Consider the following 21,723-nt stretch of genomic DNA (forward strand, 5'->3'; position numbering starts at 1 on the left):
CCGGAGCCGCCGCATCCGGGTGGAGCCTGTGGATAACTCTGAGGCTGTCGGTGCGGGCGCCTATCGTGGCAAGGGCTGGAGGAACCACGACGGCACTGGACGCAAGGGCGCGGGGGACGGGGCCATGATCGGGACAGGCGGGACGAGTGTGATGGCGGACGAGGACAGGACCACCGGAGCGGACAGCGAGGCGCTGGCCGTGCTCCACCGGGTCTTCGGGTACGACGCCTTCCGGGGCGAGCAGGCAGCGATCATCGAGCACGTGGTCGCGGGCGGCGACGCCGTCGTCCTCATGCCGACCGGCGGCGGAAAGTCCCTCTGCTACCAGATCCCGTCCCTGGTCAGGCCTGGCACCGGAATCGTGGTCTCCCCACTGATCGCGCTGATGCAGGACCAGGTGGACGCCCTGCGGGCCCTGGGCGTGCGCGCCGGCTTCGTCAACTCCACCCAGGACTTCGACGAGCGGCGCGTGGTCGAAGCGGAGTTCCTCGCGGGCGAGCTGGACCTGCTCTACCTCGCACCGGAGCGCCTGCGACTCGACGCCACCCTCGATCTGCTCGGACGCGGCAAGATCTCGGTCTTCGCGATCGACGAGGCCCACTGCGTCTCCCAGTGGGGCCACGACTTCCGGCCCGACTACCTCTCCCTCTCCCTCCTGGGACAGCGCTGGCCCGACGTGCCGCGCATCGCGCTCACCGCCACCGCCACCCGCGCCACCCACCGTGAGATCACCGAGCGGCTGGACATGCCCCGGGCCAGGCACTTCGAAGCCAGCTTCGACCGGCCCAACATCCAGTACCGCATCGTGCCCAAGGCCGACCCGAAGAAGCAGCTCCTGTCCTTCCTGCGCCAGGAACACGCGGGCGACGCAGGCATCGTCTACTGCCTCTCCCGCAACTCCGTGGAGAAGACCGCCGAGTTCCTCAGCAAGAACGGCGTCCAGGCGGTGCCGTACCACGCCGGACTCGACGCGGGCACCCGCGCGGCCCACCAGTCACGCTTCCTGCGCGAGGAAGGGCTCGTCGTCGTCGCCACCATCGCCTTCGGCATGGGCATCGACAAACCCGACGTACGCTTCGTCGCCCACCTCGACCTGCCCAAGTCCGTCGAGGGCTACTACCAGGAGACCGGCCGAGCCGGCCGCGACGGACTGCCGTCCACGGCCTGGATGGCGTACGGCCTGAACGACGTCATACAGCAGCGCAAGATGATCCAGGGCAGCGAGGGCGACGAGGCGTTCCGCCGCCGGGCCGCCGCCCACCTGGACGCGATGCTGGCACTCTGCGAGACCGCGCGCTGCCGCCGGGGCCAGCTCCTGCAGTACTTCGGCCAGGAACCCCGGGACGAGGGCTGCGGCAACTGCGACACCTGCCTCGTCCCGCCGGAGACCTGGGACGGCACCGTCGCCGCGCAGAAGGTGCTCTCCACGGTGGTGCGGCTCCAGCGCGAACGCGGGCAGAAGTTCGGCGCCGTGCAGATCGTCGACATCCTGCTGGGGCGGCGCACCGCGAAGGTCATCCAGTTCGACCACGACCAGCTCTCCGTCTTCGGCATCGGCGAGGACCTGGCCGAGGGCGAATGGCGGGGCGTCGTACGGCAGTTGCTCGCGCAGGGACTCCTCGCGGTCGAGGGCGAGTACGGCACGCTCGTGCTCACCGAGGAGAGCGGGGCGGTGCTGCGGCGGGAGCGGGACGTGCCGCTGCGCAAGGAACCGAAGAAGCCGGCCACGACACGGTCGACGTCCGGCGGCTCCGGCTCGTCGGGCTCCGCCCGGGGCGAGCGCAAGGCCAAGGCGGCGGCCGTCGAACTCTCCGACGACCTGCTCCCCGTCTTCGAGGCCCTGCGCGCCTGGCGCGCCGAACAGGCCCGCGAACAGGGCGTCCCCGCCTACGTCATCTTCCACGACGCCACCCTCCGCGAGATCGCGGCCACGGCGCCCGCCTCCGTCGCCGAACTCGGCACGATCAGCGGCATCGGCGAGAAGAAACTCGCGACGTACGGGGAGGGGGTGCTCGCGGTGCTGGCGTCGACGGGTGCGTCCCGGGACGGCGGCGCTCCGGCCGCAGCCTCCGACAGCGGCTCCAAAGCCGCCGCCCCAGCGGGCGATAAGGCCCCGGCACACGACGCCCCGGCCGACGCGTCCGCCTACGACTGGCCGGCCGACGAGCCGGAACCGGAGCCGGAGGACTGGGCGTAGGGGCGGATCCGGGACACACGGGGGACCGACACACGGGGGGACGACCCGCCGCACTGACCCGGGGCGAGTACCGCCAGGTGTACGAGTGCCCGCGCCACCACCGCGCATGTCGCGTTCATCGACGAGATCTTCAAGTGCTCCACGGCGGCGCTCAACGAGACGCTGGGCTACCTCAACGTCGGGCGATCAAGGATGCGGCGCTCGGCGACGACCTCTCCCGCCTCATCCCCTCCGAACTGGCCAACCTCGGCCTGCCCGGGCTGCGCGCGGTGTTCGCCGCGCGGTATGCCGCCGGGGAGCTGATGCTCTACGACAGCCAGGGGGAGCAGAGCACGGGCCGGGGCGCGGTCATCGCGTGCGTCGACACCTCGCACTCGATGTACGAGGCGGGGCCGGGCGGGGTGACGAGGGAGGCGTGGGCCAAGGCGTGCGCCCTCGCCCTGCTGGACCAGGCCCGCCAGGCCGGACGGGACTTCGTCGGCATCCTGTTCTCCGCCCCCGGCAAGATGCAGGTCTTCCGCTTTCCCGGGGACCGGCCCGCCGACACGGCCCGGGTCATCGACTTCGCGGAGTCGTTCCTGGGAGGCGGCACCAGCTATCAGACACCGCTGTCGGCGGCCGGCGAGCTGTTGCGGGAGGAGTTCGACGACGCCGGCCGCGCCCGCGGCGACATCGTGATGCTCACCGACGACGACTGCGGAGTCACCACGGAGTGGATGCGCTCCTGGAACGAGGCCAAACACGCGCTGGGCTTCCGTGTCTTCGGCGTGGCGATAGGCGCCGCGAGGATCGCCGGGACCGACTCGGTCCTCGACGCCCTCTGCGACAACCTCCGCTCCATAGAAGACCTCACCGACGGCCACGCGGCCGCCGACCTGTTCCGGGTGATCTGACCGGGGCCCGGCCGTGGCGCCGGGCGGTCACAGCGCGCGGGACGCGTACGCCCTGACGTCGGCGTCGGAGTCCTTCGTGGCGGTGGTGAGGGCTGTGCGGGCGGCTTCGGCGGGGGTGTGGTGGGTGAGGGAGAGGACGGCGGCCTTGCGGACGTCGGCGTTGGGGTCCGTGAGCGCTCCGGCGAGGGCGGGGACCGCCACCGTGGTGGACGCGGTGGACAGGGCGGTGGCGGCCCCGGCCCGGACCTGCCAGGCGGGGTCGTCGAGGGCGGTCACGGCCTCGGCGGCGAGCGCGGGAGGGCAGCCGACGGTGCCCAGCGCGCCGTAGGCGGCGGCCCGGACCAGGGCGTCGGGGTCGGTGGTGAGGGTGGTCAGCGCGGTGAGTACCGCGGCGGAGGGAAGGGAGGGGGTACGGGTCGCGGACACCGTGGCCAGGGCCTTGGCGAGGGTGACGCGTACCTCGCGGGACGGGTCGGTGGTGGCCGCGTGCGCCAGTTCGGCGGTCGCGTCGACCGAGACGAGGGCGCGTACGGCCTCGATGCGGACGGTGAGGTCGGCGTCCGTCAGGGAGGCGGCGTACAGGGCGGTCTCGCCGAGGCCCAGGGCGCGCAGGAGGTCCAGGGCGGCGGCGCGGACGACCGGGTCGGGCTCGGTCAGGGCCGCGGCGAGGCCGTCGCGGAGGGCGGGGTCGGGCGGGAGCGTCTCGACGAGCTCGCGGAGCGAGGCCGCGGCGGCGGACCGGACCTCGGGGGCGCTGTCGCGGAGCGCCTCGGCGAGGGCCGCGCCGGTGCCCGGCGGCAGCGTCTCCGTGAGGACGGCGACCGCCTCGCGCCGGACGGCGGGCGCCGGGTCGGCCAAGTAGGGCCGCAGCGCGTCGAGTTCGGGCTGCTCCTCGGCGAGGGCGACGAGTTCGAGGAGGCGGGCGGAGGAGGAGGCGGAGGAGGCGGTGTGGGGGGTGGGGTGGGAGGGGAGGGGGAGGGCCCCCTCCACCGGGTCGTTCCCGGCCTCCGCTCCCACCGCCGCCGTCTCCCGTGCCGCCACCGGCGCCACCTCCCGTGACCCCGCCGTGGCCACGTTCTCCGCGTGGATCTCGCCCAGGTGGCGGGAGGGGCCGCCGACGGGGGTGAACTCCTCGATGGGGACGAGGTAGGGGGCGACGGGGCGGGCGGTGAACTCCATGGCGCCGGAGGGGGACTTGCGCAGGTCGAGGTGGTGGAACCAGGAGGCGTCGTCGCGCTGGGGGTGGTCGAGGCGGTCGTGGTAGAGCCCCCAGCGGGACTCGGTGCGGGCCAGGGAGGCGCGGGCGGCCATCTCGGCGCAGTCGCGGATGAAGGAGACCTCGGCGCAGCGCATCAGCTCGTGCGGGGTGCGGGCGCCCATCTCGGCGATGTCGCCGCGCATCCGCTCGAAGGCGTCGAGGGCGAGGGAGAGGCGGGAGCCGGACTTCGGGGGCGCCACGTAGTCGTTGACGAAGCGGCGCAGCTTGTACTCGACCTGGGGCTGCGGGGGACCGTCGGGGTTGCGCAGCGGACGGTAGATCAGCTCGTGGGCGTCCCGGAGCTGGTCGAGCGGCAGGTCGCCCTCGTAGGGGGTGTACCGGGCGGCGTCGGCGCCCGCGAGGTCGCCGAAGACGAAGGCGCCGATCATGTAGTTGTGCGGGACGCAGGCGAGGTCGCCGGCGGCGTACAGCCGGGGGACGGTCGTGCGGGCGTGGTCGTCCACCCGTACGCCCGAGGCGGAGTGGCCGCCGCACAGGCCGATCTCCGAGATGTGCATCTCGATGTCGTGGGTGCGGTAGTCGTGGCCGCGACCGGCGTGGAAGGTCCCCCGGGTCGGGCGCTCGGTCGTGTGCAGGATCGACTCCAGGGCGGAGACGGACTCCTCCGGGAGGTGGCTCAGCTTGAGGTAGACCGGGGCGCGGTCGGAGGCGATCTCGGCCGCGAACTCGGCCATCATCTGGCCGGACCAGTAGTCGGAGTCGACGAAGCGTTCGCCGTGCCGGTTGACCTGGTAGCCGCCGAAGGGGTTGGCGACGTAGGCGCAGGCGGGGCCGTTGTAGTCCTTGATCAGCGGGTTGATCTGGAAGCACTCGATGCCGGTGAGTTCGGCGCCAGCGTGGTAGGCCATGGCGTAGCCGTCGCCCGCGTTGGTGGGGTTCTCGTAGGTGCCGTAGAGGTAGCCGGAGGCGGGCAGTCCGAGCCGGCCGCAGGCGCCGGTCGCGAGGATGACGGCGCCCGCGCGGACCGTGACGAACTGCCCGGTGCGGGTGTTGAAGCCCGCGGCCCCCACCGCCCGCCGGTCCTCGCCCTCGCCGGCCGTCAGCACGCGCACCGGCATCACCCGGTTCTCGATGCGGATGCGTTCGCGCATCTCCCGGCGCCGCAGCTGCCGGTAGAGGACCTTCTTGACGTCCTTGCCCTCCGGCATCGGCAGCACGTACGACCCCGAGCGGTGCACCTGGCGGACCGCGTACTCGTTGTGCTCGTCCTTCTCGAACTTCACCCCGTACGACTCCAGCCGCCGGACCATGTCGTAGCCGCGGGTGGCGGTCTGGCGGACCGTGGACTGGTCGACGATGCCGTCGTTGGCGCGGGTGATCTCGGCGACGTAGTCGTCGGGTTCGGCGCGGCCGGGGATGACGGCGTTGTTGACGCCGTCCATGCCCATGGCGAGGGCACCGGAGTGGCGGACGTGGGCCTTCTCCAGGAGCAGGACGTCCTTGCCGTGCTCGGCGGCGGTCAGGGCCGCCATGGTGCCGGCGGTGCCGCCGCCGATGACGAGGACGTCGCAGGTCAGCTCCTCGGCGTCGGAGAGCGCCGGGATCGTGAGGGGGGTCTCCACCGTGTCCACCGGGGTGCCTTTCGGGTGCTCTGATGTGCTGATGCGCGGGTGCTCGGTCGCTCAGTCGCCGAGCGAGGTCAGGACGTCGCGGCGCAGGGCCGCGCGGGCCGGGTCGTCGTGGGCGGCGCGGTCGCGGGGGCGTGGGACGTCCCGTACGGCGGTGAGCCGGCCGGAGCCGAGGAGGGCCACGCGGTCGCCGAGGAACAGGGCCTCGTCCACGTCGTGGGTGACGAAGACGACGGTCGCGCCCGTGCCCCGCAACACCCCCACCAGCAGGTCCTGCATCCCGGCGCGGGTCTGTGCGTCCAGTGCGCCGAACGGCTCGTCCATCAGGACGGCGCGGGGGCGCCCGGCCAGGGCGCGGGCCAGTTGTGCGCGCTGGCGCTGTCCGCCGGAGACGCGGTGCGGCAGCTGCCGGGCGTACTCGGCGAGCCCCACCCGGGACAGCCACGCCTCGGCCTGCGTACGGCGTTCGGCGCGGGCCAGACCGCGGATGGCGAGCGGGAGTTCGACGTTGGCGCGCAGGGTGCGCCAGGGCAGGAGGGCGTCCTCCTGGAAGACGAGGGCGCGTTCGGCGGACGGGCCGGTCAGCGGGGCCCCGTCCTGGGTGATCTCTCCGGCGAGCGTCGGCAGCAGGCCCGCCAGGGTGCGCAGCAGGGTCGACTTGCCGCAGCCGGACGGTCCGACGACGGTGAGGATCTCGCCGGGGGCCACGTCCAGGCCGACGTCCGTCAGGGCGACGGCGTCGGGGCGGCCCAGGTCGGCGGAGCGCAGGGTGAGGCGGGTGCCGCGCCCGGGGGCGGGCATCCGGTTCTCCTCATCGGGCTGCGCCTGGGCCTCCGCACGGACGGGCGTCCGCGTCTCAGACGAGGTGCTCATCACGGGCCTCCTCGGCCTCGGCTGTGGCTGTCACGGGGGCGGCCGGTGCCGCCGGGGCCCGGGTGGGCCGGGGCGGCCGGCTCCCGGCGGTGTACGACGTACGCGGCAGCCAGTGGGTCAGCCGGCGGCCGACCAGTTCCACGGCGGTCGACGTCAGCCAGCCCAGCACCCCGATCGTGGCCATCCCGACGAAGACGCCGGGGTAGTTGACGACGGTGTAGTCCTGCCAGGTGCGGTAACCGACGCCGTACTGCCCGGAGATCATCTCGGCGGAGATCACACAGATCCACGAGACCCCGATGCCGACCGACAGCCCGCCGAAGATGCCCGGCAGCGCGCCCGGCAGGACGACCGAGGCGAGGACCCGCCACCGGCCGCCGCCCATGGTGCGGACCGCCTCCTCCCACACCGGGGTGAGGGCGCGGACCGCGTGGCGGGTGGAGACCAGCACCGGGAAGAACGCGGCGGTGAAGGTGATGAAGACGATGCCCTGCTCGTTGGAGGGGAACAGCAGGATCGCCACCGGGACCAGGGCGATCGCCGGGATGGGCCGGACCACCTCCAGGACCGGCCCGAGCAGGTCCTCGGCCGGGCGCGAGCGGGCGACGAGGATCCCGACGGCCACCCCCGCCACCGCCGCCAGCAGGAAGCCGGTCAGGATGCGGGTGAGGCTGTCGGTCAGGTCGGTCCAGTAGTCCGGCCCGGTCACCCGGTCCGCGAAGGCATGTGCCACGTCGGTGACCGTCGGGAACTGCGAGAAGCGCAGCCACAGGTCGACGTCCTGGCTGGTCAGCAGCTGCCAGAGGCCGAGGGCGGCGACCAGGGACAGCGCGCGCAGGGCGTAGCGGGCAGCGGGCTGGGAGCCGGGGCTCCGTACACGCCGGGCGCCGGTTTTCGCGGGGCGGCTCACGACGCCCGGTCCAGGGCGGCGGCGTAGGTGACGACCTCGGCGCCGTCGTGCCCGGCGACGTACGCCTTCGCCGTGGCCGGGGCGACGAAGGGCAGGAGCCGGTCGCCGTCCGCGACCCAGACCGCCTTGTCGGCGAACCACTGGGTGCCGGTCGTGGCGTCCGGCACGTACGCGGCGCGGATCCCGTCCTTGTGCGCGGCGACGTAGGCGAGGAGTTCGGCGGGTGTCTCGAAGTCCACGGTCTTCGTCGCGCCTTTGGGCCAGACCTCTGCGGCGGCCGGCGCGGGGGAGGCGGCGAGCCTCTTGTCGTACGACGCGCCCAGCGCCTTGCGTACGTAGCGGTCGTCGACGAACGCGTCCACGTCCACGTCGCCCGTCAGCTTCGCGGCCTTGAGGATCGGCACGTCCTTCTTCAGGGCGGCGATCAGCGCGGGCTTGAGCGAGGGGTCGAAGGTCGCGATGCCGTGCGCGCCGTTGTAGAGGTAGACGACCTCGGCGGGCAGGCCCGTGGCGTCGGCGACCTTCTCGGCGGCCTCGACGGGGTGCTCGTCGAGGTAGTCCGTGGCCCTGGCCTGGGCCTTGAGGAAGGCCTCCAGGACGACCGGCCGCTGCTTCGCGAAGTCCTCGCGCGCGGTGACGCCGTGGAAGGTGGGCAGATCCAGCTGCGCCCCGTCGTACAGGGCCTTCGCCTTGCCCTGGTACGTCAGCAGTCCGGGCCACGCCACGAACTGCGACAGCGCGTCCGCACTGCCCGCGGTGAGCGAGGAGGCGCCGACCGCCGGCTGCTGGTTGAGTTTCTCGATGTCCTTGTCGGCGTCGAGACCGTCGTCCTTCAGCGCGCGTACGAGGGTGCCGTCGGCCGCCGATCCGACGCTCGTCGAGACCTTCTTGCCCTTCAGGTCGGCCAGTGTGCCCAGCTTTGAGCCGGGCGCCGTGACGATGGTGTTGAGTCCGCCGCGGAGGTTGTAGCCGGTGGCCGCGACCAGCCGGGTGGGCTTGCCGAGCTGCTTGCCGCGGGCGGCGTTGAGCAGCAGCGGGAAGTCGCCCATCGAACCGATGTCTGTCTTCCCGGCGGTCATCTGCGCGGTGATCGGGGCGCCCGTCGCGTAGTCCTGCCAGTCGACCTTGTACGTGGTCTCCCCGCCCAGCGCGTTCAGCTCGTCCTCGAAGTAGCCGAGGGAGCGCAGCAGAGTGCCGGCGGTGACGGTGTTGATGGTCTTCGACTGGTAGCCGACGGTCACGGTGACGGTTCCGCCGTCCGCCGCGCTGCCGCTGCCCGTGCCGCAGCCGGCCAGGGCCAGCGGCAGCAGGAGGGCGGCGGACAGGACGAATCCTCTGTTCTTCATGGGAGTGCGGACCTCTCGGCGATCTCAGCGGAGCAGATAGGGCATGTTGACCGTGACGGCGCCGGTGGGGCACCGGGCCGCGCACGGGCCGCAGTACCAGCACTCGTCGACGTGCATGTAGGCCTTGCCGTTGCTCTCGTCGATGGCCAGGGAGTCCAGCGGGCACATGTCCACACAGAGGGTGCAGCCGTCGATGCACTTCGACTCGTCGATGGTCACGGGCACGTCGGCCCGCTGGGGCGCCAAAGGCATGGCTGTCTCCAGGGAGGGGCGGAACAGGGGATCACGGAGTCACCGTGAGCGGTGCAGCAGGCCGCTCATCGAGATGCGGTCGCCGCGGAAGCGGATGAACTCCAGGTCGACGGGCCGGCCGTCGGCGAGGTGCGTGAGCCGTTCCAGCATCAGAACGGCGGAGCCGCGCGGGGCTTCGAGCACGGCGGCGGAGTGGGTGTCGGCGTTCACCGCCTCCAGGGTGATCTCGGCGTGCCCCAGGGGCAGGCCGGTGATCGCCTCCAGGAGGCGGAAGACGTCGGTGTTCTCCAGGTCGGCGCCGAGGAGCGCCGTGCCGAGGTCGAGGGGGCCGAGGGTGAGCGGGATGTAGGTGAGGTCGAGGGAGAGGGGGAGGCCGTTCAGCCGGCGCAGGCGTTCGATGTAGAGGACGTCGGTGCCGGGCGGGACGTGCAGACGGTCGGCCACGGGGGTGGGGGCCGGGGCGGGGCCCATGGTGCGGACCTCGTTGGTGACCGTGCCGTGCTCGCGGAGGGTTTCCGCGAGGCCCATCAGACGGTCCAGGCCATGGGGGTACTTCCGGGCGACGACGACGGTGCCGACGCCCGGGAACCGTTCCACCAGGCCCTCGGCACGCAGCAGGTCCAGGGCCTCGCGCACGGTGTTGCGGGTGGCGCGGTAGTCGGTCGCGAGGGTGGACTCATGGGGAAGGGTGCCGTCGGCGAAACCGCCGCTGAGGAGCTGACGGCGCAGCAGATCGGCGAGCTGCCGCGCCTGGTCCGCCCGCAGCCGGCGCCGCGCGCGGTGGGCGGCGACGGTGGTCGCGCCCTGCCCGGCGTGGTCCCGGATGCGGTCGGTGGATGGCATGTTTCGAACCATACCGAAACGGTGGGGAAAGGAATGTTGCCGGAGTGTTGCGCCATCTGAGGAGGTGTGGAAGGCGGGTCTGACCTGCGCTTACGCGGGAGCGGGCGCAAGATCTGCCACCGGTTTGTCCAAGGGGTGGGAATCAGGCTCCGGTGGCTGGGACGTGCCGGTCTACTCCCGGGCCGCCACCACCCGCCCGGTGACCTCGCCCAGCCCCACCTTCGTGCCGCCCGGCCCCGGAGCCCACGCCGTGAGCGTCACCTCGTCGCCGTCCTCCAGGAACGTCCGCCTGCCGGTGGGAAGGTCGAGCGGGTCGCGCCCGTTCCAGGTGAGTTCCAGCAGTGAGCCGCGCTGGTCGGGGGCGGCCCCGCTGACCGTGCCGGAGCCGTAGAGATCGCCGGTGCGCAGCGACGCGCCGTTGACCGTCATATGGGCCAACTGCTGCGCGGCCGTCCAGTACATCGTGGCGAAGGGCGGCTCCGAGACGACATGCCCGTCGACCGCGACGCTGATCCGCAGGTCGTACCCCCCGGGGTCGACGTCCGGCGCGGAGTCGTCCAGGTAGGGCAGCAGCGGATGTGTGCGCTCCGGCGGCGACACCCGCGCCTCCTCCAGCGCCTCCAGCGGCGTGACCCAGGCCGAGACCGACGTGGCGAACGACTTCCCGAGGAACGGCCCGAGCGGCACGTACTCCCAGGCCTGGAGATCACGCGCCGACCAGTCGTTGAGGAGGCACACCCCGAAGACGTGGTCCCGGAACTCGCCCAGCCCCACCGGCCGCCCCCGCTCGGACGGCACCCCCACCACGAACCCGACCTCCGCCTCGATGTCGAGCCGCACGGACGGCCCGAACACCGGCGCCGGATCGGTCGGCGCCTTGCGCTGTCCGGCCGGCCGCACCACCTCCGTGCCGGACACCACGACCGTGCCGGACCGGCCGTGGTAACCGATGGGCAGGTGCTTCCAGTTGGGTGTCAGCGGATCCGGGGCGTCGGGGCGGAAGATGCTGCCGACGTTCCGGGCGTGGTTCTCGGAGGCGTAGAAGTCGACGTAGTCGGCCACCTCGAACGGCAGGTGCGGGGTCACCGAGGGCAGCGGGTGGAAGTACGGCGCGATCGTCTCCCGGTGCGAGGGCACCGTCACCCACGCCGTCAGTGCCCGCCTGAGGTCCGACCAGGCCGTGCGGCCCGCCGCGAGCAGGGGGTTCAGCGTGGGGTGCGCCAGCAGCGCGGCGTACGGGGAGCCGAGGGCGTGCGCCGCCGCCGCGGCGTCGAGGACGTGATCGCCGAGCCGGACCCCGACGGTACGAGGGGCTCCGGACGCGCCGAGGGAGAAGACACCGTAGGGGAGGTTGTGCGGACCGAAGGGGTGGCCCTCGGGGACGTCGAAGGGGTGACCCTCGGGGACATCGTCGGTGACATCGAAGGGGGGCATCGGGGGCTGCCTCGCTCTCGTGCGTTCCGTCGTACCTCTGGTCGCGGCACACGTTACGGGGAGGGGCGAAGATCCGGGAGTGTCTAAAGAGTTCGCAATGTCCTGATAGGGGAGGGTCGGAAGGAAAGGTTCCGGCTTAGCGTCCTCTGGGGGACGCGGACGGGGTGGGTCCGGGTCCGGTAGGGGGGACACGTGGGGGGACCCGTGGCCATGGGTACTTGGGGTGCGCCGGTACAGGCGGACCGAGGCGTTCCGGGGCTCGTCGTGAAGCTCGGCGACTATCCGCTGCACCACGGCGGCGTCGGAGCCATCCGCAGCCTGGGCCGGCTCGGCGTGCCGATGTACGCGATCACGGAGGACCGGTTCACACCGGCCGCCGCCTCGCGCTATCTGCGGCGCGCGTTCGTGTGGCCGACCACCGGGACGGAGGAGCCCGAGTGGCTGGTGGACGGACTGCTGCGCATCGGCCGGCGGATAGGACGGCCCGCCGTCCTCATCCCCACCGACGAGGAAGCCGCGGTGCTCATCGCCGAGCACCAGGAGGAACTCGCGACCCGCTTCCTCTTCCCCCGCGTCGACGCGAAGCTCCCGCGCCGCCTCGCCAGCAAACAGGGGCTGCACGAACTCTGCGTGGAGCACGGCATCGCGAGCCCCGTCAGCTCGTTCCCGCAGTCGTACGAGGACGTGGAACGGTTCGCGGCACGGGCCCGCTTCCCCGTGGTGGCCAAGAACCGGGAGGCGTTCGAGCGGCGCCGGCAGCCCGCGGTGAACGGGACGACCCGCATCGCCGACCGGGAGTGCCTGCTGCGGCTGGCCCGCGGCTGGGGCGAACGGCCCGGGGTGATCCTCCAGGAGTACCTGCCCCGGGAGGACGCCGAGGACTGGATCGTGCACGCCTACTTCGACGCGGACTCCACCCCGCTCGCGATGTTCACCGGGGTGAAGGTGCGGTCGTGGCCGCCGCACGCGGGGATGACGGCGAACGCGTACGTCGTCGACAACCCCGAACTCGCCGACATCGCGGCCCGGTTCATCAAGCAGATCGGGTTCACGGGGGTCATCGACCTCGATCTGCGGTTCGACCGGCGGGACGGCCGGTACAAACTGCTGGACTTCAACCCGCGGATGGGCGCGCAGTTCCGGCTGTTCGAGAACGAGGCCGGGATCGACGTCGTACGCGCCATGCACCTCGATCTGACCGGACGCCCGGTGCCGGAGGGGGAACAGCTCGCCGGGCGGCGGTACATCGTGGAGAACATCGATCTGCCGGCGCTGCTCGCCTACCGGCGCAGCGGCTACACCACACCGCACGCGCCGCCGCGCGCGAGCGGTACGGAGCTGGCGTGGCTCGCGGGTGACGACCCGCTGCCGTTCCTCACGATGCTCGCGCGCTTCGTACGGCCGGGTGCGAAGCATCTGTACCAGATGTGGCGGGCCAACCGCCTCGGCAACACCCCCGTGCGCCCCTAGCCCGCGAGGCCGTCGGCGCACGGGACCGCACGAAGTAGACATGCAGCGTCCTGGGGAGGGACTTCGTGATTCAACCGGTAGCAGTCATCGGTGCCGGGCCGTACGGTCTGTCGACCGCCGCGCATCTGCGGGCGCACGGCATTCCGGTCCGTGTCTTCGGCGAACCCATGGTGAGCTGGCGGGACAACATGCCCGCCGGGATGCTGCTGAAGTCCACACCGGCGGCGTCGAGCATCGACGCGCCCCAGCAGGGCCACACCCTCGTCGACCACTGCGACGCGGCGGGCGTCCGGCGCCTCGTGACGGACGAGGACATCATCCCCGTCGAGACCTTCATCTCCTACGGCGAGTGGTTCCAGCAGCAGCTCGTGCCCGACCTGGAACGGGTGCGCGTGGTCTCGGTGGACCGGAGCAAGAGCGGCGGCTTCGAGCTGAAGCTGGACTCGGGGGAGTCGTTCACGGCGCGGGCCGTCGTGGTGGCGAGCGGCCTGTTCGGGCTGGCGCACCTGCCGCCCGAGCTGGCGGGCGCGGCGGCGGACGGTCCGACCCCGATGGGGCCCGTCTCGCACAGCTCCCAGCACGCCGACCTGGGCCGGTTCAAGGACAAGGACCTGATCGTCGTGGGCGCGGGGCAGTCCGCCCTGGAGACGGCGGTGCTGGCGGCCGAGGCCGGCGCGCGGGTGCGGGTCGCCGCGCGCGGGCGGGGGACCGTGGCCTTCGGCGCGCCCCCGTGGCGGCAGCCGAGGCTGCGCCCCGAGTCACCGTTCGGGCGGGCCTGGTCGCTGTGGGCGCTCAGCTACTACCCGCAGCCCTACCGTTATCTGCCGGCCGCCACCCGGCACCACCTGGTCCGCCGGGTGCTCGGGCCGCTGGGCGCGTGGTGGCTGCGGGAGCGGTTCGAGGGACGGGTGGAGGTGCGGGAGGTGGAGCGGGTCGTGCGGGCCGGCGTCGTCGACGGGCGTCCGCTCCTCGTGGTGCGCGAGCACGACGGCCGTACGGCGGAGCTGGGCGCCGATCATGTCATCGCGGCGACGGGGTACCGGGTGGACCTCGGGGCGATGGGGTTCCTCGGGCACGAACTCCGTACGGAGCTGGGGACGAGCCGGGGGACGCCGGTGCTGGGGGCCGGGTTCCGGTCGTCGATCCCGGGGCTGTACTTCACGGGGTTGCCGGCGGCGGCGTCGTACGGGCCGGTGATGCGGTTCGTGTGCGGGACGGAGTTCGCTTCGCCTCGGTTGGCTCGGCATCTGGCCGCGGCTCACGGGTGAGGGTTCCGGGATGAGCTCGGGTGGGGCGGTGCGTCGCGGGTGCGGGTCCGGTGGGGCTTCTCGCGCAGTTCCCCGCGCCCCTTTTGGGCCTTCGGCCCTCAAGCGTCCGGGGCCCTGACCTCCGTCCCCGGCTGAACCCCCGTTCGGGAAAAGCGAGTTGACGTAGAGGGGTGCTGGAGCGGTCGGGATGCCGGACGTCGTCCGGTTCGGGTCGAACCGATGGGGCGTGGCATCCGTATTCTCTGATCATGGCCGCTCCCACCGCATATTCACTCATCGCCACTGACCTGGACGGAACGCTCCTGCGCAGTGACGACACGCTCTCCGACCGGTCCCTCGCCGCGCTGGCGCGGGCCACGGAGGCCGGTGCCCAGCACCTCGTGGTGACGGGACGGCCGGCGCCGAGAGTGCGCCCCCTCTTCGACGACCTCGGCAGCAGGGGGCTCGCGGTGTGCGGGCAGGGCGCGCAGTTGTACGACCCCGGCGCGGACCGGCTGCTCTGGTCGGTCACCCTGGACAGGGAACTCGCCGAGACCGCGCTCGGCAAGATCGAGGCGGAGGTCGGACAGGTGTACGCGGCCGTCGACCAGGACGGCGTCGACGGCCTCACCCTGATCGAGCCCGGCTACCTCATGCCGCACCCCACGCTGCCCGCGGTGCGGGTGCCGCGCCGGGACGACCTGTGGTGCGAGCCGATCAGCAAGGTGCTGCTGCGCCATCCCTATCTGTCGGACGACGAGCTGGCCTCGGCGGCGCGGATGGCGGTCGGCTCGCTGGCGACGGTCACCATGTCGGGGCCCGGCACGGTCGAACTCCAGCCATGCGGCATCACCAAGGCGACGGGGCTCGCGCTGGCCGCCGACCACCTCGGTCTGACGCCGGACGAGACCATCGCCTTCGGCGACATGCCCAACGACATCCCGATGTTCGACTGGGCCGCACACGGCGTGGCCATGGCCAACGCCCACCCGGAACTCAAGGCCGTCGCCGACGAGGTGACCCTCTCCAACGAGGACGACGGGATCGCCGTGGTGCTGGACCGGCTGTTCCGCTGAGACAAGCGTTCCCCTGGGCCCGCCGGCCCAGGGGAACGAGTGCGGAGCCGGTGGGGCTCAGTACGCGCCGAAGACGTTGTCGATCGAGCCGTACCGGTCGGCGGCGTAGTTGCAGGCCGCCGTGATGTTGGCGACCGGGTCGTACGGGTCGTACGGGGTGCCGGAGACGTGGTACGCGGCGAACGTCGGGTCGATGACCTGGAGGAGGCCCTTCGACGGGGTGCCCGCGGCGGCGTTGGAGTCCCAGTTGTTGATCGCCAGCGGGTTGCCCGACGACTCGCGCATGATGTTGCGGTGGATCCCGTTGTACGTCCCGGGAATTCCCTTTTGCGCCATGATGTCCAGCGACTCGCGGATCCAGCCGTCGAGGTTGTCCGGGTAGGTCTTCACCGAGGCCTGCGTGGCCGTGGAGGCCTTCGGCTTCGTCGACGCCTTCTTCGCGGCGGGCGCCTTCGTCCCGGTCACCTTCAGCTTCAGGCCCGGACGGATCAGGGCCGGGTTGTCGCCGACGGCGGCGCGGTTGTCCTTGTAGAGCCGCTGCCAGCCGCCCTTGGTGCCGTGCTCGCGGGCGATGGAGGAGAGCGTGTCGCCGGAGACCACGGTGTAGTTCGCGGACTTGGGCAGCGTCGCGGCCGGCGCGGACTGCGCGGCGGACTGGACGGAGCCGGCGGCCTGGGCCGGGGTGGCGGCGCTCGCGGTCGTGGCGACCGTCAGCGGGAGGGCCAGGGCGGCCCCGCCCGTTCCGGCGGCGAGCATGCCACGGGTGAACGCGTTGCTTCTGGGACGGCGGTGTTTGCCTCGTGCGGGCATGGCGGATTCCTCTCCGTCGCCTGCGAGGTGAGCTGTCGGGTTCGGGCTGGAGATGCCCTGCCGCGCGCGTCCTTCCGGCGGTCGCTGTGCGTGCCGCGTCCGCCGGTCGTACCGCGCGTGGCTTCACCCCTAGCCGGTCCGATGGGGGAAATGCCGGACCGGCGCTTACCTGGGTCCCCCGCTCCTGCCGTGCGTGGATGAGTGTTGATGGGTGGGGAGTCCGGGCGGCGGCAGGATTCGGCGGTCCGTCCGGACGGGGTGTGAACGTATGCGAGAGCACACGATCGGAACAAGTCCCGGTTTGGCCGTTAGGTCTAGTTGACCTTGACTTTGGTGTGATTCGGCGGCAATTTCCGATGCGCGCTCCTGGGTCAACTTGCCTACCGCAAAGGGAAAGTCGGCGCGGTGGCGAAGGTTTGCGCCGCCCGGCCCGGGTGACCCAACTCACGGGAGGAGTCGGGTGAAGTTCTGGTATGCGGCAAATCGGTCAACTCGGGCCGGGTGTGCGCGCTCGTCCCCGGGGGTGCCCGGGGGGCCGACGAGGGGCCTCGCGCGGGTGCCGTACGCGCGTCGACCCGTGGGCGCTCGTGGTGATCGAAAGGTGACCGGATACGCTGACTCGGGTGATGGCAGCGACAGATCGACAAACTGTGTCATCGACCGTGAGAGCGAACCAGACCGACCGTGTGACCGTGTGACCGTCAGTAGACGTCAGCAGACAGGAGAACCCTCGTGACCGTCGTCGAGCCGTTTGGGCTGAGCGCGCGGGACCAGGCTCTCGAAGCCGATGTCCAGGCCGGAATGGCGGCCGTCGAGGAGGGTCTGCTGGAGGCGACCAAGAGCGGGGTCCCCTTCATCCAGGAGGCCGCCCAGCATCTGCTGCGCGCGGGCGGCAAGCGGTTCCGCCCGCTGCTGGTGATGCTCGCGGCACAGTTCGGCGACCCGTACGCGCCGGGTGTCGTGCCCTCGGCGGTCGTGGTCGAGCTGACCCACCTGGCCACGCTGTACCACGACGACGTGATGGACGAGGCCGAGGTGCGCCGGGGCGTGCCGAGCGCCAACGCCCGCTGGGACAACTCCCTCGCCGTCCTCACCGGCGACTTCCTCTTCGCCCGCGCCTCCCACGTCCTCGCCGACCTCGGCCCCGACGCCGTCCGCATCCAGGCCGAGGCCTTCGAGCGGCTGGTCACCGGACAGATCCTGGAGACCGCCGGGCCGCGCGACGGACGCGACCCGATCGAGCACTACCTCGACGTGCTGGGCGGCAAGACCGGCTCGCTGGTCGCGGTCGCCGGACGGCTCGGCGCGCTGATGGCCGGCGCCGACGAGACCGTGGTCGACGTGCTGACCCAGTACGGCGAACGGCTCGGCGTCGCCTTCCAGCTCGCCGACGACGTCCTCGACATCGCCTCCGACTCGCACGAGTCCGGCAAGACCCCCGGCACGGACCTGCGCGAGGGTGTGCCGACCATGCCGGTGCTGCGGCTGCGCGAGCGGGCGGGCCGGCTGGGGCTGGCGGACGACATCGCCCTGTGCGAGCTGCTCGACTCCGACCTCACCGACGACGCCCGGCACGCCGAGGCCCTGGCCCGGCTCCGCGTCCACCCCGCCCTGGAGCAGGCCCGCCGCGACACCATCCGCTACGCGGAGGAGGCCCGCGCCGTCCTGGCCCCCCTCCCGGAGTGCGACGCGAAGGCGGCGCTGGTGGAGCTGTGCGACGCCGTGGTGCACCGCGCCGGATAGCCACCGGAGAGGGCACCGGGGACCGGTCGTCGGCGGCGTCCCCTACGGGTCGTGGGGAGGCGCCGCCTCGTCATGTCATCCCTGACGGCTGCCATGTCATCCCGTAGCAGTACGCGGAGTTGAGCCCGGAGTCTGACGATTCCCTCCGGCCGATTTGGTCAGATGGGTATCACCACTCCTCACCGATTCGGGTGAGAATGGCGGCTCCGACCAGACGCCGCCGCCGACGACGGAGGTAAGGCACACATGGCACCGTACGAAACCGACGACAGCGCCCGGTCCGGTGACGCGGCCGCGCTCGCGGCCGAGGCCGAGGAGGCGCGCTCGGCACGGCGACGCAAGGCCGCGCGGTACGTCGTCCCGGTCACCGTGCTGGGCGTGGCCGCCGCGACCATCGGGCTCGTCCCGGCCTTCGCCGGCTCCGGTGACCCCGATCTGCCGAAGATCAGCGCGCAGGAACTCATCGAGAAGATCGCCGCGTCGGACGTCCAGCAGGTGTCCGGCACGGTGAAGATCACCACGGACCTGGGTCTGCCCGACCTGGGCGGTCTGGCGGACAGCCTGGGAGCGCAGGCCGCGCCCGGCGGCGACGGCGGTTCCACCGCGGACCCCTCCGCCAAGCTGCTCGAACTGGCCACCGGCACCCACACGTTGCGCATCGCCGCCGACGGCCCCGACAAGCAGAAGCTGTCGCTGCTGGACGAGGCGGCCGAGTACAGCGTCATCCACAACGGCGACGACCTGTGGGCGTACGACAGCGCCTCGAACGAGGTCTACCACGCGACCGAAGCCGGCCCGGAGGGCGAGAGCGCGGGCAAGGGCGGCAAGGACGTCCCGGACACCGCCGAGGACGTGCCCGCCACGCCTCAGCAGCTCGCCGAGGAGGCCCTGAAGGCGGTCGACGACACCACGTCCGTGACCGTCGACGGGACCGCGCAGGTCGCCGGGCGGGACGCGTACAAGCTGGTCGTCAAGCCCAAGCAGTCCGGTTCCACGGTCGGGGCGATCTCCATCGCCGTCGACGCCAAGACGGGGCTGCCGCTGAAGTTCACCCTCACCCCGGCGAGCGGCGGCGCGGCCGTCGTCGACGCGGGCTTCACGAAGGTCGACTTCGGCAAGCCGAGCGCCTCGACGTTCGACTTCACCCCGCCGAAGGGCGCGAAGGTCACCGAGGCCGAAGAGGCCGAGAAGGCGGGCGGCCACGAGTCCGGCTCCGGCGACTCGGTCTTCGGGGAGCCCGGCAAGAACGGCGAGTTCAAGGGCGGCGAGAACCGCAAGGACTCCGTGGGCCCCAAGGGCTCCGAGGAGGAGTTCGCGAGCGGGCTCGACGGGCTGAAGATGATCGGCGAGGGCTGGAGCACCATCGCCGTGATCGACGGCGGGTCCGAGGGCGGCCTGCCCACCGGTGGCGGCGAGTCGTCCGGCGACGCCCGGGTCGACGGCTTCCTGAACTCCCTCGGCGACCAGGTCAAGGGCGAGTTCGGCTCGGGTACGGTCTTCAAGACCCGGCTGATCAACGTCCTCTTCACCGACGACGGCACGGTGTACGCGGGCGCCGTCACCAAGGACGCCCTGGTGAAGGCGGCCGACGCGGCGAAGTAGGGCGCCGGTTCGCCGAGCCGGGCGGTGAGACAGCGCCGCCTGGCCGGTGGGCCGGGGCGGTGGAGCGGTGACGCCGGTCTCGGCGGATCGGGCGGCGCGGCAGTTGCCGCCCGGCCGGTGGGTCGGGGCGGTGAAGTAGCGACGTCCGGCTGTGGGCCGGGACATGGAGTTGAGGCGTCCGGCTGTGGGCCGGGACGGCCGGCCCGCCGTCCCGGCCCATCGGCCGTACCCGAGGGGAGCCATGAGCGACGCAGCCATCCACACCCAGGGGCTGACCAAGACCTTCCGCGGCGGACAGGTGGCCGTCGACCACCTGGAACTGACCGTGCCCGGCGGCAGCGTCTTCGGCTTCCTCGGCCCGAACGGCTCGGGCAAGACCACCACCATCCGCATGCTGATGGGCCTGATCGAACCGACCTCGGGCACGGCCGAGGTCCTCGGCCGGCCCATGCCGCGCTCCGCCCGGAGCGTCCTCCCGCACGTCGGCGCGCTCATCGAGGGGCCCGCTCTCTACGGGTTCCTCTCCGGCCGCGACAACCTGCTCCGCTACGACTCCGCCGACCCGACCGCCGACCCGCGCACCCGGCGTACGCGGGTCGCGGCCGCCCTCGACCGGGTGGGGCTCGTGGCCGCCGCCGGCAAGAAGGCGAAGGCGTACTCGCTGGGCATGAAACAGCGGCTGGGCCTCGCGGCGGCCCTGCTCCAGCCGCGCCGGCTCCTCGTCCTCGACGAACCGACGAACGGGCTCGACCCGCAGGGGATGCGTGAGATCCGCACCCTGGTACGGGAGTTGGCGTCCGACGGCACCACCGTCTTCCTCTCCTCCCACCTCCTCGACGAGATCGAGCAGGTGTGCACCCATGCCGCCGTCATGGCCCGCGGCAGGCTCGTCACCCAGGGCCCGGTGGCCGAACTGGCCGCCGGCGCACGCGGTCGCCTGGTCGTCACCACCCCGGACACGGCGGACGCGGTCCGGGTGCTCAAGGAGCAGGGAATCTCCGACGTGATCGTGGACGAGGACGGAGCCCGGGTGACCGCGGAACCGCCCCCGCCCGACCGCGACCTCGCCGAACTGAACACCGCACTGGTCACCGCGGGCGTCCGCGTCCGCGGCTTCGCCCTCGAACGCGCCTCCCTGGAGGACGCGTTCGTGGCACTCACGGGGGAGGGTTTCGATGTCGCGGGCTGACACACCCGGCGCGCAGGCCACGCCGGAGGGAGCCCTGTCGGAGGCTCCCGCGCACCCGGCCGCCCCCACGCCGGCCGCCCCCGTCCGTACGCCGGGCCTCCTGTGGACCTTCGGGCTGTTCCGCAGCGAGTTGGTGACGACCTTCCGGCGGTGGCGGACCCTCGCGCTGCTGGGCGTGCTCGCGGCGGTACCGGTCCTCGTGGGGATCGCGGTGCGGATCGAGACGGGTGACGGATCGTCGATGGGCGGCGGGCCGGACGGAGGGGGCGGCGGCGGTGGCGGGCCCGCGTTCATCGCGCAGATCACCAACAACGGTCTGTTCCTGGTGTTCACGGCGCTGGCGGCGACGCTCCCCTTCTTCCTGCCGATGGCCGTCGGCGTGATCGCCGGGGACGCGATCGCGGGCGAGGCGAACGCCGGCACCCTGCGCTATCTGCTGGTCTCGCCCGCCGGCCGGACCCGGCTGCTGCTCACCAAGTACGCGACGACCATGACGTTCTGCCTGGTCGCGACCCTGGTCGTGGCGGCTTCCGCGTTGGCGGTCGGGGCGCTGCTGTTCCCGCTCGGGGACCTGACGACGATCTCCGGGACGCGGATCAGTTTCGCCGAGGGCCTGCTGCGGGCCCTGCTGATCGCGCTGGCGGTGGCCGCGTCACTGATCGGGGTGGCGGCCCTCGGGCTGTTCGTCTCCACCCTCACCGACAGCGGGATCGCCGCGATGGCCACCACGGTCGGGCTGCTCATCACCGTCCAGATCCTCGACCAGATCCCCCAGCTCGACGCCCTCCACCCGTACTTCTTCTCCCACTACTGGCTCTCCTTCGCCGACCTCATGCGCGAGCCGGTCTACTGGGACGACCTCCAGCGCAACCTCGGCCTCCAGGCCGTGTACGCGGCGGTGTTCGGCTCGGCGGCGTGGGCGAGGTTCACGGCGAAGGACATCACCGCCTGACGCGACTCAGGCGGCGGACTCCTCAGAACTCCGGTGGGG

Annotated in this window: 16 protein-coding genes and 2 pseudogenes; 10 read left to right on the forward strand and 8 right to left on the reverse strand. The window is 72.3% G+C overall.

The window, feature by feature from the left end:
* Positions 1-124 precede the first annotated feature (124 nt).
* The 3 genes and pseudogenes from recQ to HW837_RS20550 form a co-directional block, all read left to right on the forward strand.
* A complete protein-coding gene (gene recQ / locus HW837_RS20545) occupies positions 125-2,197 on the forward strand; it encodes a DNA helicase RecQ (protein WP_045559366.1) in 2,073 nt (690 codons plus the stop codon).
* Positions 2,198-2,244: 47 nt separating this feature from the next.
* A pseudogene (locus tag HW837_RS48755) lies at positions 2,245-2,374 on the forward strand (AAA family ATPase); the annotation flags it as partial.
* 23 nt (positions 2,375-2,397) lie between these two features.
* Positions 2,398-3,090 (forward strand): annotated as a pseudogene (locus HW837_RS20550) (VWA domain-containing protein); the annotation flags it as partial.
* A gap of 27 nt (positions 3,091-3,117) precedes the next feature.
* Here the strand turns inward: HW837_RS20550 and HW837_RS20555 are convergent.
* The 7 genes from HW837_RS20555 to fahA form a co-directional block, all read right to left on the reverse strand.
* A complete protein-coding gene (locus HW837_RS20555) occupies positions 3,118-5,940 on the reverse strand; it encodes a fumarate reductase/succinate dehydrogenase flavoprotein subunit (protein WP_193380516.1) in 2,823 nt (940 codons plus the stop codon).
* Between the two features lie 51 nt (positions 5,941-5,991).
* A complete protein-coding gene (locus tag HW837_RS20560) occupies positions 5,992-6,810 on the reverse strand; it encodes an ABC transporter ATP-binding protein (RefSeq protein ID WP_107073754.1) in 819 nt (272 codons plus the stop codon).
* Entirely contained in the window at positions 6,794-7,720 is a 927-nt protein-coding gene (locus HW837_RS20565) for an ABC transporter permease (protein ID WP_045559368.1), read from the reverse strand. The genes HW837_RS20560 and HW837_RS20565 overlap by 17 nt, the downstream gene beginning before the upstream one ends.
* Positions 7,717-9,066, reverse strand: a complete 1,350-nt coding sequence (locus HW837_RS20570; RefSeq protein ID WP_193380517.1) for an ABC transporter substrate-binding protein — start codon at positions 9,064-9,066, stop codon at positions 7,717-7,719. Before HW837_RS20570 ends, HW837_RS20565 begins: the two co-directional genes overlap by 4 nt.
* A gap of 24 nt (positions 9,067-9,090) precedes the next feature.
* A complete protein-coding gene (locus tag HW837_RS20575; protein ID WP_010986276.1) occupies positions 9,091-9,318 on the reverse strand; it encodes a 4Fe-4S dicluster domain-containing protein in 228 nt (75 codons plus the stop codon).
* Between the two features lie 39 nt (positions 9,319-9,357).
* Positions 9,358-10,161, reverse strand: a complete 804-nt coding sequence (locus HW837_RS20580; protein WP_045559370.1) for a GntR family transcriptional regulator — start codon at positions 10,159-10,161, stop codon at positions 9,358-9,360.
* A 171-nt stretch (positions 10,162-10,332) separates the two neighbouring features.
* On the reverse strand, positions 10,333-11,595 hold the full coding sequence (gene fahA, locus HW837_RS20585; protein WP_045559371.1) for a fumarylacetoacetase: 1,263 nt from the start codon (positions 11,593-11,595) through the stop codon (positions 10,333-10,335).
* Positions 11,596-11,805: 210 nt separating this feature from the next.
* Here fahA and HW837_RS20590 point away from each other — a divergent pair, with 210 nt between their 5' ends.
* The 3 genes from HW837_RS20590 (at position 11,806) to HW837_RS20600 (ending at position 15,388) form a co-directional block, all read left to right on the forward strand.
* Positions 11,806-13,065, forward strand: a complete 1,260-nt coding sequence (locus tag HW837_RS20590) for a carboxylate--amine ligase (protein WP_045559372.1) — start codon at positions 11,806-11,808, stop codon at positions 13,063-13,065.
* A gap of 65 nt (positions 13,066-13,130) precedes the next feature.
* Positions 13,131-14,333 (forward strand): NAD(P)-binding domain-containing protein, encoded by a 1,203-nt coding sequence (locus HW837_RS20595; protein ID WP_193380518.1) that lies wholly within the window; start codon positions 13,131-13,133, stop codon positions 14,331-14,333.
* A 248-nt stretch (positions 14,334-14,581) separates the two neighbouring features.
* The gene (locus HW837_RS20600; RefSeq protein ID WP_045559374.1) at positions 14,582-15,388 is read left to right on the forward strand and encodes a Cof-type HAD-IIB family hydrolase; all 807 of its coding nucleotides are present in this window, start codon (positions 14,582-14,584) and stop codon (positions 15,386-15,388) included.
* 57 nt (positions 15,389-15,445) lie between these two features.
* Here HW837_RS20600 and HW837_RS20605 read toward each other — a convergent pair whose 3' ends face one another.
* The gene (locus HW837_RS20605; RefSeq protein ID WP_045559375.1) at positions 15,446-16,198 is read right to left on the reverse strand and encodes a transglycosylase SLT domain-containing protein; all 753 of its coding nucleotides are present in this window, start codon (positions 16,196-16,198) and stop codon (positions 15,446-15,448) included.
* Positions 16,199-16,930: 732 nt separating this feature from the next.
* On the opposite strand from HW837_RS20605, the gene HW837_RS20610 reads away from it, so the two are divergent.
* From HW837_RS20610 to HW837_RS20625, 4 genes are all read left to right on the forward strand, one after another.
* Positions 16,931-17,941, forward strand: a complete 1,011-nt coding sequence (locus HW837_RS20610; protein ID WP_045559376.1) for a polyprenyl synthetase family protein — start codon at positions 16,931-16,933, stop codon at positions 17,939-17,941.
* A gap of 246 nt (positions 17,942-18,187) precedes the next feature.
* Positions 18,188-19,543, forward strand: coding sequence for a LolA family protein (locus tag HW837_RS20615; protein ID WP_193380519.1), 1,356 nt, complete (start codon positions 18,188-18,190; stop codon positions 19,541-19,543).
* A gap of 241 nt (positions 19,544-19,784) precedes the next feature.
* Complete coding sequence (locus HW837_RS20620; protein WP_193380520.1) at positions 19,785-20,732, forward strand: ABC transporter ATP-binding protein; 948 nt, start codon at positions 19,785-19,787, stop codon at positions 20,730-20,732.
* The gene (locus HW837_RS20625; protein ID WP_045559379.1) at positions 20,719-21,684 is read left to right on the forward strand and encodes an ABC transporter permease; all 966 of its coding nucleotides are present in this window, start codon (positions 20,719-20,721) and stop codon (positions 21,682-21,684) included. Before HW837_RS20620 ends, HW837_RS20625 begins: the two co-directional genes overlap by 14 nt.
* The last annotated feature ends 39 nt before the right edge of the window (positions 21,685-21,723 follow it).

Origin of the sequence: Streptomyces caniscabiei, from assembly GCF_014930365.1 — a bacterium.
Lineage (GTDB): Bacteria > Actinomycetota > Actinomycetes > Streptomycetales > Streptomycetaceae > Streptomyces > Streptomyces caniscabiei.

What these genes read in the sequence shown, in the direction of transcription:
- HW837_RS20590 (WP_045559372.1), top strand. Translation starts at nt 11,806, where the DNA reads ATGGGTACTTGGGGTGCGCCGGTACAGGCGGACCGAGGCGTTCCGGGG.
- fahA (WP_045559371.1), bottom strand. Translation starts at nt 11,595, where the DNA reads ATGCCCCCCTTCGATGTCACCGACGATGTCCCCGAGGGTCACCCCTTC.
- recQ (WP_045559366.1), top strand. Translation starts at nt 125, where the DNA reads ATGATCGGGACAGGCGGGACGAGTGTGATGGCGGACGAGGACAGGACC.
- HW837_RS20620 (WP_193380520.1), top strand. Translation starts at nt 19,785, where the DNA reads ATGAGCGACGCAGCCATCCACACCCAGGGGCTGACCAAGACCTTCCGC.
- HW837_RS20625 (WP_045559379.1), top strand. Translation starts at nt 20,719, where the DNA reads ATGTCGCGGGCTGACACACCCGGCGCGCAGGCCACGCCGGAGGGAGCC.
- HW837_RS20575 (WP_010986276.1), bottom strand. Translation starts at nt 9,318, where the DNA reads ATGCCTTTGGCGCCCCAGCGGGCCGACGTGCCCGTGACCATCGACGAG.
- HW837_RS20580 (WP_045559370.1), bottom strand. Translation starts at nt 10,161, where the DNA reads ATGCCATCCACCGACCGCATCCGGGACCACGCCGGGCAGGGCGCGACC.
- HW837_RS20560 (WP_107073754.1), bottom strand. Translation starts at nt 6,810, where the DNA reads ATGAGCACCTCGTCTGAGACGCGGACGCCCGTCCGTGCGGAGGCCCAG.
- HW837_RS20600 (WP_045559374.1), top strand. Translation starts at nt 14,582, where the DNA reads ATGGCCGCTCCCACCGCATATTCACTCATCGCCACTGACCTGGACGGA.
- HW837_RS20605 (WP_045559375.1), bottom strand. Translation starts at nt 16,198, where the DNA reads ATGCCCGCACGAGGCAAACACCGCCGTCCCAGAAGCAACGCGTTCACC.
- HW837_RS20570 (WP_193380517.1), bottom strand. Translation starts at nt 9,066, where the DNA reads ATGAAGAACAGAGGATTCGTCCTGTCCGCCGCCCTCCTGCTGCCGCTG.
- HW837_RS20615 (WP_193380519.1), top strand. Translation starts at nt 18,188, where the DNA reads ATGGCACCGTACGAAACCGACGACAGCGCCCGGTCCGGTGACGCGGCC.